Here is a 14,305-nt window from a genome sequence, read left to right as displayed (position 1 = left end):
AATGTCTGATCCTTTAAAAATATTGGAAACCTATTGGGGTTTCTCTTCTTTTAGACCAAAACAGAAAGAAATTGTTGATAGTATCCTTTCTAAAAATGATACTGTTGCATTGCTTCCAACTGGTGGTGGTAAATCAATTGCTTTTCAAGTTCCTGGTTTATTTTTTGATGGTGTATGCGTCGTAATATCTCCTTTAATTGCTTTAATTGAAGATCAAGTTACCAATCTTCAAAACAAAGGTATAAAAGCAACACACATTCCTTCAGGATCTTCTGTAGATGATATTGTACGTATTTTTGATAATATTAAGTACGGTAACTATAAATTTTTATACCTATCTCCAGAAAGACTGCAATCTAAATTAATTCAAGATAGAATTAGCGATTTAAAGATAGCTCTTATCGTAATAGATGAAGCGCATTGTATATCCGAATGGGGACATGATTTTAGACCTTCGTACACTAAACTAAATATTCTTAGAAAACTAGTCCCAAACTCAAAAATAGTAGCGTTAACTGCAACTGCTACTAAAAAAGTTTTAGAAGATATTATTCAAATTCTTGAATTAGAAAAGCCAACGATTCTTAAAGAGTCTTTTCATAAAAAAAATCTTCATTATCATATAATAAACACAAACGATAAGTTGTCTAAGCTTAGTCAAGTTTTTAAAAAAAATAAAGCTCCAAGTATTGTCTATGTTAATTCTAGAAAGAAAACCAAAGAATTATCAAATTATTTAAACTATTCTGGATTTAATAGTAGTTTTTATCATGGCGGATTATCTGTAAGTGAGAAAAAAAATGCTTACGAAAATTGGATGAGTGAGAAAACTCCAATTATGGTTGCTACTAATGCTTTTGGAATGGGAATTGACAAAGCAAATGTAAAAACAGTAATTCATTATAATTTACCTTCCTCTATTGAAAATTATGTACAAGAAGCAGGTAGAGCTGGCAGGAATAAAGAAGATGCTTTTGCGATTTTCTTAACTAATCTTTCTGATATTGAAACTTCAAAAGAGATTTTTAAGAGATCTCAACCTTCAATCAACGAAATTAAAGAAGTACATAAAAAACTATATCAATATTTTCAAATTGCAATCGGTGAATATTCAGAAGAAAAGTACAGATTAAACATTTTAGAATTTTGTAATTCATATAAATTTATTTCTCTAAAAGTATTTAGTATTCTACAGATTTTGAATAATTATGGAATAATTGAACTAAATCAAGCCAGTCAGAAAAGCTCTAGTATTCAATTTTTAGTCAATAATCGTCAGCTTTTAAATTACAAAGAATCACACAATGCCAGAAGAAAATTTTTAGATACTTTATTGAGAATGTATGCTGGACTTTTTGAAAACGAAGTTAAAATCAATGAATTTTCAATTGCGAAAAACGTAGGCATTACTTCCGATAACGTAATTGAATCATTAGAAAAATTAGCTCTAGATGGTATTTTAAAATACCATAAGTCAACTTCAGATAGTGAAATAGTTTTTTTAGTTCCGAGAGAAGATGATAAAACAATCAATAGAAACAGTAAATTAATTACTAGCTTCTTAAAACATAAGGAGGAAAAATTAGAAACATTAATTAACTATGTTCTAAATGATAAAGTTTGTAGAAATATACAATTACTTAATTACTTTGGCGAATTTGTAGATAAACCATGTGGGAACTGTGATGTTTGCAGAAAAAACAATAAACCAGCGCCTACCATTTCTTCTAGTATAATGGAAGTTTTAAAAACTAAAAAATCGTTGAACGCTCTTGAGTTATGTGAATTATTACCGTATCCTGAAAATGATATTTTAATACATTTGCGAGAATTAATAGCGGAAGAAATAATAGAAATCACAAACACTAATACATACTTTTTAAAATAAATGAAAGATATACGAATTGTTTTTATGGGTACTCCCGATTTTGCGGTTACCATTTTAAAAAAACTAATTGATACTAATTATAATGTTGTTGGAGTTATTACTGCTCCTGACAAACCTGCTGGTAGAGGACGAAAGCTAAATCAATCGGCAGTAAAAAAGTATGCATCTACACTAAACATTCCTATTCTCCAACCTACCAATCTAAAAAGTGAAGATTTTATAAATGATTTAAAAGCTTTAAACGCAAATTTACAGATTGTAGTTGCCTTTAGAATGCTTCCTACAATTGTGTGGAAAATGCCAGAGTACGGAACATTTAATTTACATGCGTCCTTATTACCAGAATATAGAGGAGCTGCTCCTATTAATTGGGCTATTATTAATGGTGAAAAGAAAACTGGAGTAACAACATTCTTTATAGATGATAAAATTGATACAGGTGAAATCATCTTAAAAAGTGAAATTGACATCAAAGAAGATGAAATTGTTGGAGATCTGCATGATAGACTAATGTATCTAGGTGCCGATTTAGTCACTAAAACTGTTGATTTAATTGCTTCGGATGAAGTTGCTACATCTAAACAACCTGAGCTTGAAGAAAAAGCTGCGCCAAAGTTATATCCTCACAATTGTAAAATTGATTGGTCTCAATCACTTTCTGACATTTATAACCATATAAGAGGTTTAAATCCTTATCCTGCTGCTTGGACAACCATTAAAAATGGAGATGAAGAAATTACAGCTAAAATATATGGTGTATCAAAAGAAGTTATTAATCATAATTTAAACACTGGAACTATCGTGACCTCTAAAAAAGAATTAAAAGTTGCTGTTAAAGATGGTTATTTGATAATTAATGAGATAAAGCTTTCTGGTAAGAAATTATTAGATATTCCAAGCTTATTAAATGGTTTTACATTTGAAAAAGAAGCGATGATGCTCTAGCCCTTTATAGACGTGGGGTTAATGAATTTTTCCGTTTTTTATTTAGGGTTATTAACAAATTGATATAACTTATTAACAAATTATTGGATTTTTACCCCCTAAACTTGCGCAATATCGCATTAAATCTATATTTGTTGAGCATTAATGCAAAAAACATTAATTAATTTTAAAAATCTATAAATTATGAACAAGTCTGATTTAATCGACGCGATGGCTGCTGACGCAGGAATTTCAAAAGCTGCTGCTAAAGCTGCTTTAGATTCTTTAACTAACAACGTAACTAGCGCTTTAAAGAAAGGTGACAAAGTTGCATTAGTTGGATGGGGAACTTGGTCAGTTTCTAAAAGAGCTGCTAGAAATGGTAGAAACCCACAAACTGGTAAAGAAATCAAGATCGCTGCTAAGAATGTTGTAAAGTTTAAAGCTGGTGCTGGTTTAAGCGATTCTGTAAACTAAAAAATTTATAGTTTAAGAACATAATAGAAACACTCGATTTTTTATCGGGTGTTTTTTTTGTGTAACAATTCAAAAAATGATGTGTCTTTAGTATAAACGATAAAATTTAACATCATGAAATATATAATTACTTCCTTAGCTTTATTTATTGCTACTTTTTCATTCTCTCAAAAAACAGTAAATGCTTCAGATATTTTAAGAGATATAAAAGATGGGAAAAAAATTACTATTAATAATGCAATAATTGAAGGAGTATTAGACTTGACTTATATGGATGACGCTCTACCTTCTTTACCGAAAAGAAGTCGTTGGTGGAATAATGGAGGTTCTAACACTGTTGAAAAAGATATATCTAGTAGTATTTCTTTTACAAATTGTACGTTTAAAGACGATGTTTTAGCGTACGTTCCTCATGAAGATAGTGGATACACTTTTATTGCTAATTTTGAAGATACTGTAGTTTTTAAAAATTGTACTTTCGAAAGAAAAGCTATGTTTAAATACTCTGATTTTGATGAAAATACTGATTTTAGCGGGACTAAATTTTTAGATGATAGTACCTTTAAATATGCTGAGTTCTCAAGAAATATCTCTTTTGAAAACACTCTTTTTGACGAACCTGCTACATTTAAATATGCTGATTTTAGAAAATTTGTAAGCTTTGCCAACTCAACTTTTAAGGAAACTGCTACCTTTAAATACACTAAATTTAAAAACGGGGTTTCGTTTAACAACGTTAAGTTTCAAGAAGACTTAGATATTAAATACACAAAGGTTGATGGAGAGTTTGATATTAAAAATATGGAAGTTGGGTTTGATATTGACTCAAAGTACACAAAAATAAATGGTAAAAGCTTTAGTAAATACGTATTGAAAAGCAAATAAACTTATCTACTATATAAAAAAAAAGAAGAAGTGCTTATTCCGGCACTTCTTCTTTTTTTTGTTTCTTACTTCCTTCGTACAACTCGTATTTCACAAATCGACAATCTAAATCACCATTTTTAATTGGCAATCGTTGAGAGGTTCTTAATCCAACATATTTTAATGCAGAAAAATCTGATGTTATTAACCAAGCTGTAGAATTCGGATAACCATTCTTTAACGTATCTCCAATACTTTTGTAAAACTCTTCAACGTTAATGTTTAAACGCTCTCCATAAGGTGGATTGAATAAAATTGTTGTTTTACCAAACACTTCTTTTTTAGAATTGAAAAAGTTCACATGGTGCACACCTATAAATTCTTCTAAGTTAGCATTTACAATATTTTGTCTAGCTTTATTTACAGCTGAAGGTGCTTTATCAAATCCCATAATTTTAAAATGAGAACTTCTAATTTTCTTTAATAAAGAATCCTGAATTATAAAGTATAAATCTTCATCATAATCTTTCCAATTTTCAAAAGCAAAATGCTTACGATTAATGTTAGCCGGAATATTATTAGCAATCATTGCTGCTTCAATTAACAATGTTCCAGAACCACACATTGGATCAATAAAATTTTCTTCACCTTTATATCCTGATAATAATACAAGTCCAGCAGCTAAAACTTCATTAATAGGTGCAATATTTGTAGCGCTTCTATAACCTCTTTTATGAAGTGAATCTCCAGAGCTATCTAAAGAAACAGTTAACCATTCTTTATGAATATGAATATGGATTTTTACATCAGGTTGTTTTAAATCAACATTCGGACGCTTCTTGTATTTAAGCATGAAATAATCCGCAATAGCATCTTTTGATTTTAAAGAAATATAATGTGAATTTGTAGTGAAATTTCTGGAAAAAACTACTGCATCAACTGCAAAAGTTCCATCAACATCTAAAATACGTTCCCATTTTATTCTTTGAATAGCTTCATATAAATCCTCTTCATCAAAAACCTTACTCTTCTTAATTGGTTTTAAAATTCTAATAGCAGTACGTAAAGCGATATTAGCTTTATACATAAAACCTTTATCTCCCTTAAAGTAAACGCTTCTAATAGCCTCATTTACATCTCTAGCTCCTAACTTTCTTAATTCATCCGCTAATACTCCTTCTAGTCCAGAAATGGTAGTTGCTACCATTTTAAAATCTTTATCCATGCTCATTGTTTAACACTACAAAAGTACGCTTTACTCTCTAAAGTTTAAAAGTATAAAGACTAAAGTTCTAAGATTAAGAGAATTTTGAATTTTATTAATTTACAAGCTCATCACTTCTAGTTTTCAGCTATTTGATAATTAAAACTGAATATTGAAATTTAAAAACAGAGAACTGAATGCTCAATACAGAAAATGTAACTATTAAAATACTGTAAGTTTTCACTACTTTTGCGTCCAACTTATTCCTATGGAGACAAAAGATTGGTTTACTTCTTGGTTTGATACCACTTATTATCATACTTTATATAAAAACAGAGATGATAATGATGCTCAGTTATTTATGCAAAACATCACTAACTTTTTAGAGCTTCCTAAAGATGCGCACATAGCCGATTTACCATGTGGTAAAGGAAGGCATTCTATCTACTTAAATTCGTTAGGATATAGAGTTACCGGTGGAGATTTAAGCAAAAATAGTATTGAACATGCTAAGCAATTTGAGAACGAAAAATTGCATTTCGAGGTTTGGGACATGCGAAAATCTTTAGAAAATAAATATGATGCTGTTTTCAATTTATTTACAAGCTTTGGTTACTTTGATGACGATCAGGAAGATTTAAAGGTTTTAAAAGGAATGAAAAGTGGACTTAAAGATTCGGGTGTATTGGTACTTGATTTTTTAAATGTTCAGAAAACCAAAAATAATCTTGTTGAAAAAGAGACCAAAGAAGTAGACGGAATTACATTTCATATAGAGAGGGAAATAAGAGATGGTTTTATTTTAAAACATATCTCCTTTTTTGCTGATGACCAACAACACTCCTACACTGAAAAAGTTAAATTTTTAGATTTAGCAAAAATGAAACACTATTTTAATAGTGCAGATTTAACTATTATAAATACATTTGGAGATTATAATTTAAATGAATTCGACGAAGAACAATCTAGTCGATTAATATTAATTGCTAAATGAGTTATATACTCTTAATTGGAGCTGTTTTATTAGGTGGTGTCTTTGTATTATTTAAAAAACCTAATAAATTGTATACGAGATTATTATTAGCTTTTAGCGGAGCTTATTTATTGTCTGTAACAATTTTACATCTACTTCCTGAGATTTACTATAATCATTCTAATGAACACGATTCTCATACTTTAGGAATTTTAATTTTAGTTGGAATTTTAGTGCAGTCCGTACTTGAATCCTTCTCAAAAGGAGCTGAACATGGTCATGTACACTTACATTCTCATTCTAATAAGTTTCCTTGGTTATTATTTGTGAGTTTGTCTATTCATGCGTTTTCAGAAGGATTACCTATACACAATGCTAATGATAATTTATTATGGGCAATTGTTGTACATAAAATTCCGATTGCCATTATTTTAACCACCTTCTTTTTACATTCAGAATTCTCAAAAACTAAGACTTTTTTATTTCTTTTTGTTTTTAGTTTAATGAGTCCGTTAGGTTATTTTTTAGGAGAAAATATAGACTTCTTACAACAGTACCACAAACAAATTACCGCATTAATTATTGGAGTTTTTCTTCATATTTCTACCATTATCCTTTTTGAAACATCTGAAAACCACAAATTCAATTTTCAAAAGTTTACAGCTATTCTTCTAGGTATCTTATTGACCGTTTTTACTTTACATTAAAATATATCCATATATTTAAATATCCTAAACTACCTATTAGTAGGTATATTTATTTATCTATGTAGTTCAGATATTTGAAACTACTAATCAATATATATTTGTAATGAAAAAAAATCCAAATTGGCCAATTTGTAAACCAGGTAAACCTGGAAATGGTTACTCTAGTTTGCACAAAAAAAATTTTAATGTTCTATTAAAAGAAAGTTACTTTAACCCTTCAAAAAAATATGTTAGTGTTAAAATACCTTGTCCTAAAAAAGATTTCGAAATTCAAAAAGTCTATGAGGTTTCGAGCGATATTTTTTTAGAAATAGGAATAAATGTTAGTAATTTAAGAATTTTACTAATACATATTTCTGAGCCAACTGCTGCTTCTACATTAGGTTTAGACATAAATTTTTTTCTAGATGGTAAAATTTTATTTGATGAAATATATGATCTAGAAACCTGTCAACCGATAAAATTCGACATTAAAAATCATGAATCTCTTTTAGTTATAACGTTAAACGATGATAAAGATTTATGTTCTAGTAAAATATTAGACAATAAAATTGATAAGCTATCTGAATTGTTAATAATAAAACCAGAAGAAGCTGGAGGTGGAGTAATTGTTACTGGTCCTTAAAACTAATGACTTTATCAAAAAAAATCACTCAAAATATTCTACAAATCATGCTTTTAATGGTTTGTAGTTTTATGTATGCTCAAAAAGAAAAGCCTACTAGTTATTATTATAAATCTGCTATTCATTTTGGAAACTTAAACAAAACTGACTCTGCTTATTTTTTAATGAAGAAAGCCAAAGATGGATATAAAGTTTTAAAAGATAATGATAGTATATTTCTATGTAATTTAAAATTATTTGATATTGTAGGTTGGCAAGAAAATCTAAATAAAGATAGGCTACATTACTTAACAGAAAACGAAGAAATTAGCACTAAAGACAAATTATTATTAATTGGATTGAACAATCGGTTTGGAGTTTATTTTTTTAATCAAAATTCTCCAGAAAAGTCGGCCTCATATTTTCATAAATCCATCTATCTTACAACTAAAATCAAAAGACCTGATTACAAATCAAATGTATTTATCAATTTAGGGCTACTATATTCTAAAAAGTACCAGGACTCTGCCAATGTTTATTTAAATAAAGCTTTAAATATTATTCCAAAAGAAAACACAAATAAAATTGCTAGTGTTTATATCAACTTAATTAATCTTTATCAAAATCAATCAAAATTTACAAAAGCCATAGAACTTTTAAAAAAAACAGATCAATTGATTTTAAATGAAGGGAAATTGAAATATAAAAAAATTATTTATAGAAAATTTTCAGAATGTTATCAAAGGTTACAAGACTATAAAAAAGCTTTTCAATATCAATCTAAATACATTACTTATAAAGACAGTTTAGATGTTTTTAATCAGAATAAAGCTATTAAAGAATTAGACGAAAAATATAAAGTAGCTGAAAAAGACAAAGAGAACTTAGAACTTCGACAAAAAAATCTACTAACCGAACAAAAAAGAAAACAAACGCAAAACTTCCTTTTTGGTTCTTTAATACTTTTATTTTTCGGTGGAACTATTGCTTATCTAAACCTCAAAAACTCTCGAAAAAAACGTTTATTAGCAGAACAGCAAAAAGAACTTGAAAAACAGAAAAATTTAACGCTATTAAAAGAACAAGAAATCACAACTATAAATGCAATGGTTGAAGGTCAAGAAAAAGAACGTATACGAATTGCAGAAGATTTACACGATAATATTGGAAGTGTTCTTGCCACTTTAAAATTACATTTTGAAAATTTAAAACTTAACAGAGAGAAAAAACACTTCAACCAAGAAGAACTGTATAATAAAACTGAAAAATTAATTGATGAAACCTATTTAAAAGTTCGCAGTATTGCTCATGCAAAAAATGCTGGTGTTATTGCTAATCAAGGCTTACTAGTTGCTATTAAAATGATGGCTGAAAAAATTTCATCTGCCAATCAATTAAACATTGAAATTGTAGATTTTGGTTTGGATAGAAGATTGGATTCAAATACAGAAATAACAATCTTTAGAATTATTCAAGAACTCATAACGAACATTATAAAACATGCTGAAGCATCAGAAGCTACTATCAATATTTCTCACTTTGATGATAACTTAAACATTATTATTGAAGATAATGGCAAAGGTTTTAATCCAAGTATAATTCCTTACAATAATGGAATGGGATTAGGTTCTATTAAAAAAAGGGTTGAATATTTACACGGAAATTTTCAGATTGATTCTGCTATAAAAAGAGGCACCTCAATAATTATTAATATCCCTTTATAATACCTAATTATGAGTATAAATTAGGAAACGTTATTTCCTATATTTGAGTAAAGACCAATTAATTATGATAACAATAATCATGGCTGAAGATCATCAAATGCTAATTGATGGTGTTAAATCTTTTTTTGAATATGATGAAACTGTAAACATTATAGGTACTGTAAATAATGGTGAAGACTTGGTTAAGTTGGTTTTGTTAAAACAACCTAAATTGGTTATTACTGATATCCGTATGCCAAAAATGGATGGTATTGAAGCTACTAAAATCATAAAAACTAGACTTCCTCATATTCGTGTTCTCGCACTAACAATGTTTGACCAACCTGATGCTATAAAACAAATGTTAGATGCTGGTGCCTCTGGTTATTTATTGAAAAACTCAGGTATTAAAATGCTCTCTAAAGCTATTGTTACCGTTGCGCAAGGTGAGACTTTTTTTGATCCTAACGTTGCTTTTAATTTTATGAATGATTATATAGATACTAATGTTACTGTAGGAAAGTCAGAAAAAGTACTACTATCCAATAGAGAAAAAGAAATACTGAATTTAATTGCTAATGGAAAAACTTCAAAAGAAATAGCTGAAGCCTTATTTATTGCAAAAACTACAGTTGACACACATCGAAAAAACATGATTCGTAAACTCGATTTAAAAAACGGTAACGAACTAGTTAAATACGCTATTGATAAGAAATATCAGTTTTAATTTTACCTATTTGTAGGTAGAAAAAACACTTCCTTTTAAACATACTTTTGAATATACACAAACCAAAATTCAACAAGTATGTTTTTAATCAGTTTACAACTCTTCATTCCAAGTTTTCTTGGTGCACTAGGACAAGAAGTTCTGCACTGGTTTAATTTAAGTAGAAGTTTAGGAAATAATGTTAAAGTTTTTAACTCTAAAATCTACTGGATTATTACCATAGTTTCAATACTCTTTTTTGGAATTACCTCAAATTACATTGTCGATTTTATAAAAATTGATGCTATAACCACAAATACGAAGCTATTTCTAACCGGAATGTTTTATCCAATAATTATCAAAAGTCTATTAAAAGTCGTTACTAACTTATTTAATAGCGCTGATAGTATAACAGAAGAACATTCAGATAACATACAAATAAAAACCTTTAATAACACAAAAGAATTTAAACCATTAGATTATTTAAATAAATATTAATATTATGAATCAAAAAATCACTCTATTTTTAAATGAGTCAGAGCTACTACAACTCAAGAACTTTATCAATGATCAAAGTAATTCACAAAATCTAAGCAATCAAATTCAATTATCTACAGAAAGAAATAATTTAGATGATTTTGTAAAAAGAAAAGTCTTTGAAGAACTATCAAGTTTAAGTGGATTTGAAATCCAAGATATCAAAGAAAGTCAAAGTTTAAAAGATGATTTAGGTTTAAGAATATATCACAAAAAAGCTTTAAAAATACCTTTTCAAAGAATTGTATGGAATTTTAACTCCTCAGGCATAATTACTGTGAGTGAGTGTGCTAGTTTAGTAACAGTAATCAACTGCATCAATTTAATAAAATCTAAATCATGAGAATCAAATATTTTATTTTTTTATTCATAATGTCATTGAAAATATATTCACAGCAAATAAATAATGACTCTAGTAACTTCTGGGAAAAAATAACATTAAGAAAATCTTTTGAAAGTAAAAACTCAAATGCTGAACCAGCTCAAATCACTTACACCAAACCGAAAAACAAAGTGGACTCATGGTTATTGAACGCCGCTATAGGTTTCAATATACTTAAAGAAAATAAACACAACAAAGTATTAACATTATCTCCTTATTTTGAATACCACTTGAATACATTAATAGAGAAGGAACAAGATAATTGGTTAGCCGGCTTAGCTTTAGAGATACAAATTCATGATATCTCATTAAATTCCGACAATAGCTGGACTCCTATTTTAATTTCATCTGTAAAATACAATAATGATAATATAAAAGATATAACATCTTTTCAAGGGAATTACTATATTACTTTTATTGCACGAGGAACAGGTATGAAAGCTAGAACTTTTTGGATCCCTAATAATACTGTAAAATTTGGTAATTTAACTAAATTCTTATGGTCTCCATATATTGGATTAGAAAACGAAAATAGAATATCTACTGAATCTAATAATGATAAAGGAAATATTTACAGAGCTTACTTAAGAATCAATAGTAATTTTTCTCTTTTTCCTAATAATGATAAAATTAAGAATAAATTTGAAATAAATTTCGATTGGCAGTATCGCTATAATTTAGTAGAAAATGTTACGAACTTAGAAAAAATAAGTCATAACTATTTTTCCACTAGTTTCAATTATCTGTTTTACATTAGTGATGATGAAAAAAAATCGGCTAAAATTGGGATTGATTATGTTAATGGAGAAAACCCCTCTATAAATTTCGAAGAACAATCTTTTTATGCTGTAACATTAAAATTTAAACTTTAATTAATATTCATTTTATTCCCCCTCTCTATTCACCAAATCCATAGAAAATGCGGGTAAGCAAATAGCTATATACTCGCATTCTTCTTTAAAAGGGTTTGAGTATTGAACTCTCACATTCTTTTCAATTTTAATTGATTGTCCTGCTTCTAAAACAATAGTTTCTCCATCTATTATAAATTGCTTTTTCCCTCTAATGATATAAGTATACTCTTCAAATTCTGGAGTTTGAAAAGGTTCACTCCAACCAGAAGGAGCTATCATATGTGCAATGCTAATTTTTGAATCTTGTGTAGTGGCATTACCAAAATGTTCTTCTATTAATTTTCCATCTGTGGTAGGAACAACAAACGGAGATTTTTGTATCGTGTATTTTTTCATGATAAAAATTAATATCTGTAACAAAAATAAAAAATGGAACACCAATTGTGCTATATAGATTAAATAAATTAATTATAACTAAACAACTAAAAAACGGTGTAGTTTTGCTACATTTGTCGCGTTTTTCTCAGCTAATTTTTTGAGAAATGACAAGTTGACATTTAATATTTATCGATGGAAGAAAAAAAATTTGACTTCAACTCCTTTTTAGGAATGTTATTATTAGTGGGAATTTTATTATGGTGGATGAACTCTAATAAACCAAATGTTGAAGAAGAGCAATCTAAAACAACTCAAACTGAGTTAACTACTCAAATAGACTCAACGGCTACAAGTCCTACACTTACTGAAAATACTATCGCAAATGATTCTTTAAAGCAAATCGCTTTACAAAATCAATTAGGTGCTTTTGCTTATGGAGCAGCTACTAGTACTGATGGTGAAACTACAATTGAGAATGAATTAGTAAAATTAATCATCAGTAATAAAGGAGGACAAATAAAAGAGGCTTTAGTTAAAAATTATAAAACATACGACTCTTTACCTTTACACATTATTAAAGATAAAAACGCGTCTTTTAACATCAATTTTGGTACTACAGATAATAGAATTTTAAATACTAAAGATTTATTATTTAGTCCTGAATTAACTAAAAATGGAGAGAATACTATTCTTTCTATGAAGTTAAAAGTTTCTGAAACTAAATTTTTAGAGTATCGCTATGAAATTAAACCAAACGATTATAGAATTGGTTTTGCTGTGCGCTCTCAAGGTTTAAGTAATGTTATTAATGGCGGACAACCAATTAACTTATCTTGGGATTTAAAAGCTTTACGTAAAGAAAAAAGTTTACGTACTGAAAACATGTATTCATATTACTACTATAAGCAAGATGGTGATGTTGAATATTTACAAATGAAAGATGATGAAGTTGCAAGTCAAGTAGACTGGGTTGCTTATAAACAACACTTCTTCTCTGCTGTTTTATCTACTGACACTCCTTTTAAAGATGCAAAATTAAAATCTGTAGATTATTTAGGAGAAGAGCAAGATTCTGTTTTTACAAAAACTTATAGTTTAAATACACCTTTAGCTTTACAGAGTGGAGAACTAAATTATAACATGCAGTGGTTTTACGGACCAACTGATTATAATTTATTAAAGACATATGAAGGAACAGATTTAAAAGAAATTTCTGACTTAGGTTGGGGTATCTTCGGATTCTTAAACAGAACTATTTTCTATCCTGTATTTAACTTATTAAAAGGATTTATTGGAAATTATGGTTTAATTATTATTTTAATGACCATTGTTACAAGAATTATCTTATCTCCTGTATTATATAAGTCATATTTATCTAGTGCAAAAATGAAGGTAATTCGCCCAGAGATGGAAGAAATAAACAAAAAATACCCTGGTAATGAAAATGCAATGAAACGTCAGCAAGAAATTATGGCGGTGCAACGAAAAGCTGGAGTTAGTATGATGTCCGGTTGTATTCCTGCATTATTACAAATGCCTGTGTTCTTTGCTTTATTTAAGTTTTTCCCAACCAATATTGATTTTAGACAGAAAGCATTCTTATGGGCGAACGATTTATCTTCTTATGACACCATAGCTAAACTACCATTTAGTATTCCATTCTATGGAGATCATATTAGTTTATTCCCGATTTTAGCTTCTATTGCTATTTTCTTTTACATGAAAATGAATCAAAGTCAACAATCAGCTATGCAAGCTCCTCCTCAAGAAGGAATGCCAGACATGACTAAAATGATGAAGTATATGATTTACTTCTCTCCTATCATGATGTTATTCTTCTTTAATAACTATGCAAGTGGATTAAGTTTATATTACTTTATTTCTAACTTACTTACAATTACAATTATGTTTATCATTAAAAACTATGTAATTGATGAAGCAAAAATTCATGCACAAATAGAGGAAAACAAGAAAAAACCTGTTAAAAAGAGTAAATTCAGAGAGCGTTTAGACGCTGCCATGAAACAAGCTCAAGAACAACAAGAAGCACAAAAAAAGGCTGCACAAAACAGAAAAAAATAATATATAAATAAGTTTATATTTT

15 protein-coding genes are annotated in these 14,305 nt (G+C 28.5%); 13 read left to right on the top strand and 2 right to left on the bottom strand.

The window, feature by feature from the left end:
- Window position 1: 1 nt before the first annotated feature.
- From EV195_RS06505 to EV195_RS06495, 4 genes are all read left to right on the top strand, one after another.
- On the top strand, window positions 2-1,888 hold the full coding sequence (locus EV195_RS06505; protein ID WP_207899774.1) for a RecQ family ATP-dependent DNA helicase: 1,887 nt from the start codon (window positions 2-4) through the stop codon (window positions 1,886-1,888).
- A complete protein-coding gene (gene fmt / locus EV195_RS16800; protein ID WP_207899773.1) occupies window positions 1,889-2,833 on the top strand; it encodes a methionyl-tRNA formyltransferase in 945 nt (314 codons plus the stop codon).
- A gap of 183 nt (window positions 2,834-3,016) precedes the next feature.
- Complete coding sequence (locus tag EV195_RS06500; protein ID WP_132794121.1) at window positions 3,017-3,289, top strand: HU family DNA-binding protein; 273 nt, start codon at window positions 3,017-3,019, stop codon at window positions 3,287-3,289.
- Window positions 3,290-3,403: 114 nt separating this feature from the next.
- Window positions 3,404-4,174 (top strand): pentapeptide repeat-containing protein, encoded by a 771-nt coding sequence (locus EV195_RS06495; protein WP_132794120.1) that lies wholly within the window; start codon window positions 3,404-3,406, stop codon window positions 4,172-4,174.
- 34 nt (window positions 4,175-4,208) lie between these two features.
- Here the strand turns inward: EV195_RS06495 and EV195_RS06490 are convergent, their stop codons facing one another.
- The gene (locus EV195_RS06490) at window positions 4,209-5,378 is read right to left on the bottom strand and encodes a THUMP domain-containing class I SAM-dependent RNA methyltransferase (protein ID WP_132794351.1); all 1,170 of its coding nucleotides are present in this window, start codon (window positions 5,376-5,378) and stop codon (window positions 4,209-4,211) included.
- Between the two features lie 247 nt (window positions 5,379-5,625).
- On the opposite strand from EV195_RS06490, the gene EV195_RS06485 reads away from it, so the two are divergent.
- The 8 genes from EV195_RS06485 to EV195_RS06450 all read left to right on the top strand — a co-directional run bounded on the left by EV195_RS06485 (window position 5,626) and on the right by EV195_RS06450 (window position 11,841).
- Window positions 5,626-6,351, top strand: coding sequence for a class I SAM-dependent methyltransferase (locus tag EV195_RS06485; protein WP_132794118.1), 726 nt, complete (start codon window positions 5,626-5,628; stop codon window positions 6,349-6,351).
- On the top strand, window positions 6,348-7,037 hold the full coding sequence (locus tag EV195_RS06480; protein ID WP_132794116.1) for a ZIP family metal transporter: 690 nt from the start codon (window positions 6,348-6,350) through the stop codon (window positions 7,035-7,037). The genes EV195_RS06485 and EV195_RS06480 overlap by 4 nt, the downstream gene beginning before the upstream one ends.
- A gap of 103 nt (window positions 7,038-7,140) precedes the next feature.
- The gene (locus EV195_RS06475) at window positions 7,141-7,662 is read left to right on the top strand and encodes a hypothetical protein (RefSeq protein WP_132794114.1); all 522 of its coding nucleotides are present in this window, start codon (window positions 7,141-7,143) and stop codon (window positions 7,660-7,662) included.
- A 5-nt stretch (window positions 7,663-7,667) separates the two neighbouring features.
- Complete coding sequence (locus EV195_RS06470; protein WP_132794113.1) at window positions 7,668-9,365, top strand: tetratricopeptide repeat-containing sensor histidine kinase; 1,698 nt, start codon at window positions 7,668-7,670, stop codon at window positions 9,363-9,365.
- A 64-nt stretch (window positions 9,366-9,429) separates the two neighbouring features.
- The gene (locus EV195_RS06465; RefSeq protein WP_165915695.1) at window positions 9,430-10,071 is read left to right on the top strand and encodes a response regulator; all 642 of its coding nucleotides are present in this window, start codon (window positions 9,430-9,432) and stop codon (window positions 10,069-10,071) included.
- A gap of 78 nt (window positions 10,072-10,149) precedes the next feature.
- On the top strand, window positions 10,150-10,548 hold the full coding sequence (locus EV195_RS06460) for a hypothetical protein (RefSeq protein ID WP_132794111.1): 399 nt from the start codon (window positions 10,150-10,152) through the stop codon (window positions 10,546-10,548).
- Window positions 10,549-10,552: 4 nt separating this feature from the next.
- Window positions 10,553-10,930, top strand: a complete 378-nt coding sequence (locus EV195_RS06455; protein ID WP_132794109.1) for a hypothetical protein — start codon at window positions 10,553-10,555, stop codon at window positions 10,928-10,930.
- Window positions 10,931-10,965: 35 nt separating this feature from the next.
- On the top strand, window positions 10,966-11,841 hold the full coding sequence (locus EV195_RS06450; RefSeq protein WP_132794108.1) for a hypothetical protein: 876 nt from the start codon (window positions 10,966-10,968) through the stop codon (window positions 11,839-11,841).
- A gap of 12 nt (window positions 11,842-11,853) precedes the next feature.
- Here the strand turns inward: EV195_RS06450 and EV195_RS06445 are convergent, their stop codons facing one another.
- Window positions 11,854-12,219, bottom strand: a complete 366-nt coding sequence (locus EV195_RS06445; RefSeq protein ID WP_132794106.1) for a cupin domain-containing protein — start codon at window positions 12,217-12,219, stop codon at window positions 11,854-11,856.
- Between the two features lie 174 nt (window positions 12,220-12,393).
- On the opposite strand from EV195_RS06445, the gene yidC reads away from it, so the two are divergent.
- Entirely contained in the window at window positions 12,394-14,283 is a 1,890-nt protein-coding gene (gene yidC / locus EV195_RS06440; RefSeq protein ID WP_132794104.1) for a membrane protein insertase YidC, read from the top strand.
- Window positions 14,284-14,305: the final 22 nt, after the last annotated feature.

The sequence above is a fragment of the Tenacibaculum skagerrakense genome, from assembly GCF_004345825.1.
In the GTDB taxonomy this organism is placed as follows: Bacteria; Bacteroidota; Bacteroidia; order Flavobacteriales; family Flavobacteriaceae; genus Polaribacter; species Polaribacter skagerrakensis.
The sequence above is the reverse complement of the archived record's forward strand: the minus strand, read 5'-3'. Positions and strand labels throughout refer to the sequence as shown.

Bases quoted from the DNA above. Each gene is read 5' to 3' on its own strand.
- EV195_RS06460 (WP_132794111.1), top strand. From the start codon at position 10,150: ATGTTTTTAATCAGTTTACAACTCTTCATTCCAAGTTTTCTTGGTGCA.
- EV195_RS06490 (WP_132794351.1), bottom strand. From the start codon at position 5,378: ATGGATAAAGATTTTAAAATGGTAGCAACTACCATTTCTGGACTAGAA.
- EV195_RS06505 (WP_207899774.1), top strand. From the start codon at position 2: ATGTCTGATCCTTTAAAAATATTGGAAACCTATTGGGGTTTCTCTTCT.
- EV195_RS06485 (WP_132794118.1), top strand. From the start codon at position 5,626: ATGGAGACAAAAGATTGGTTTACTTCTTGGTTTGATACCACTTATTAT.
- EV195_RS06465 (WP_165915695.1), top strand. From the start codon at position 9,430: ATGATAACAATAATCATGGCTGAAGATCATCAAATGCTAATTGATGGT.
- yidC (WP_132794104.1), top strand. From the start codon at position 12,394: ATGGAAGAAAAAAAATTTGACTTCAACTCCTTTTTAGGAATGTTATTA.
- fmt (WP_207899773.1), top strand. From the start codon at position 1,889: ATGAAAGATATACGAATTGTTTTTATGGGTACTCCCGATTTTGCGGTT.
- EV195_RS06475 (WP_132794114.1), top strand. From the start codon at position 7,141: ATGAAAAAAAATCCAAATTGGCCAATTTGTAAACCAGGTAAACCTGGA.
- EV195_RS06455 (WP_132794109.1), top strand. From the start codon at position 10,553: ATGAATCAAAAAATCACTCTATTTTTAAATGAGTCAGAGCTACTACAA.
- EV195_RS06500 (WP_132794121.1), top strand. From the start codon at position 3,017: ATGAACAAGTCTGATTTAATCGACGCGATGGCTGCTGACGCAGGAATT.
- EV195_RS06470 (WP_132794113.1), top strand. From the start codon at position 7,668: ATGACTTTATCAAAAAAAATCACTCAAAATATTCTACAAATCATGCTT.
- EV195_RS06495 (WP_132794120.1), top strand. From the start codon at position 3,404: ATGAAATATATAATTACTTCCTTAGCTTTATTTATTGCTACTTTTTCA.
- EV195_RS06445 (WP_132794106.1), bottom strand. From the start codon at position 12,219: ATGAAAAAATACACGATACAAAAATCTCCGTTTGTTGTTCCTACCACA.
- EV195_RS06480 (WP_132794116.1), top strand. From the start codon at position 6,348: ATGAGTTATATACTCTTAATTGGAGCTGTTTTATTAGGTGGTGTCTTT.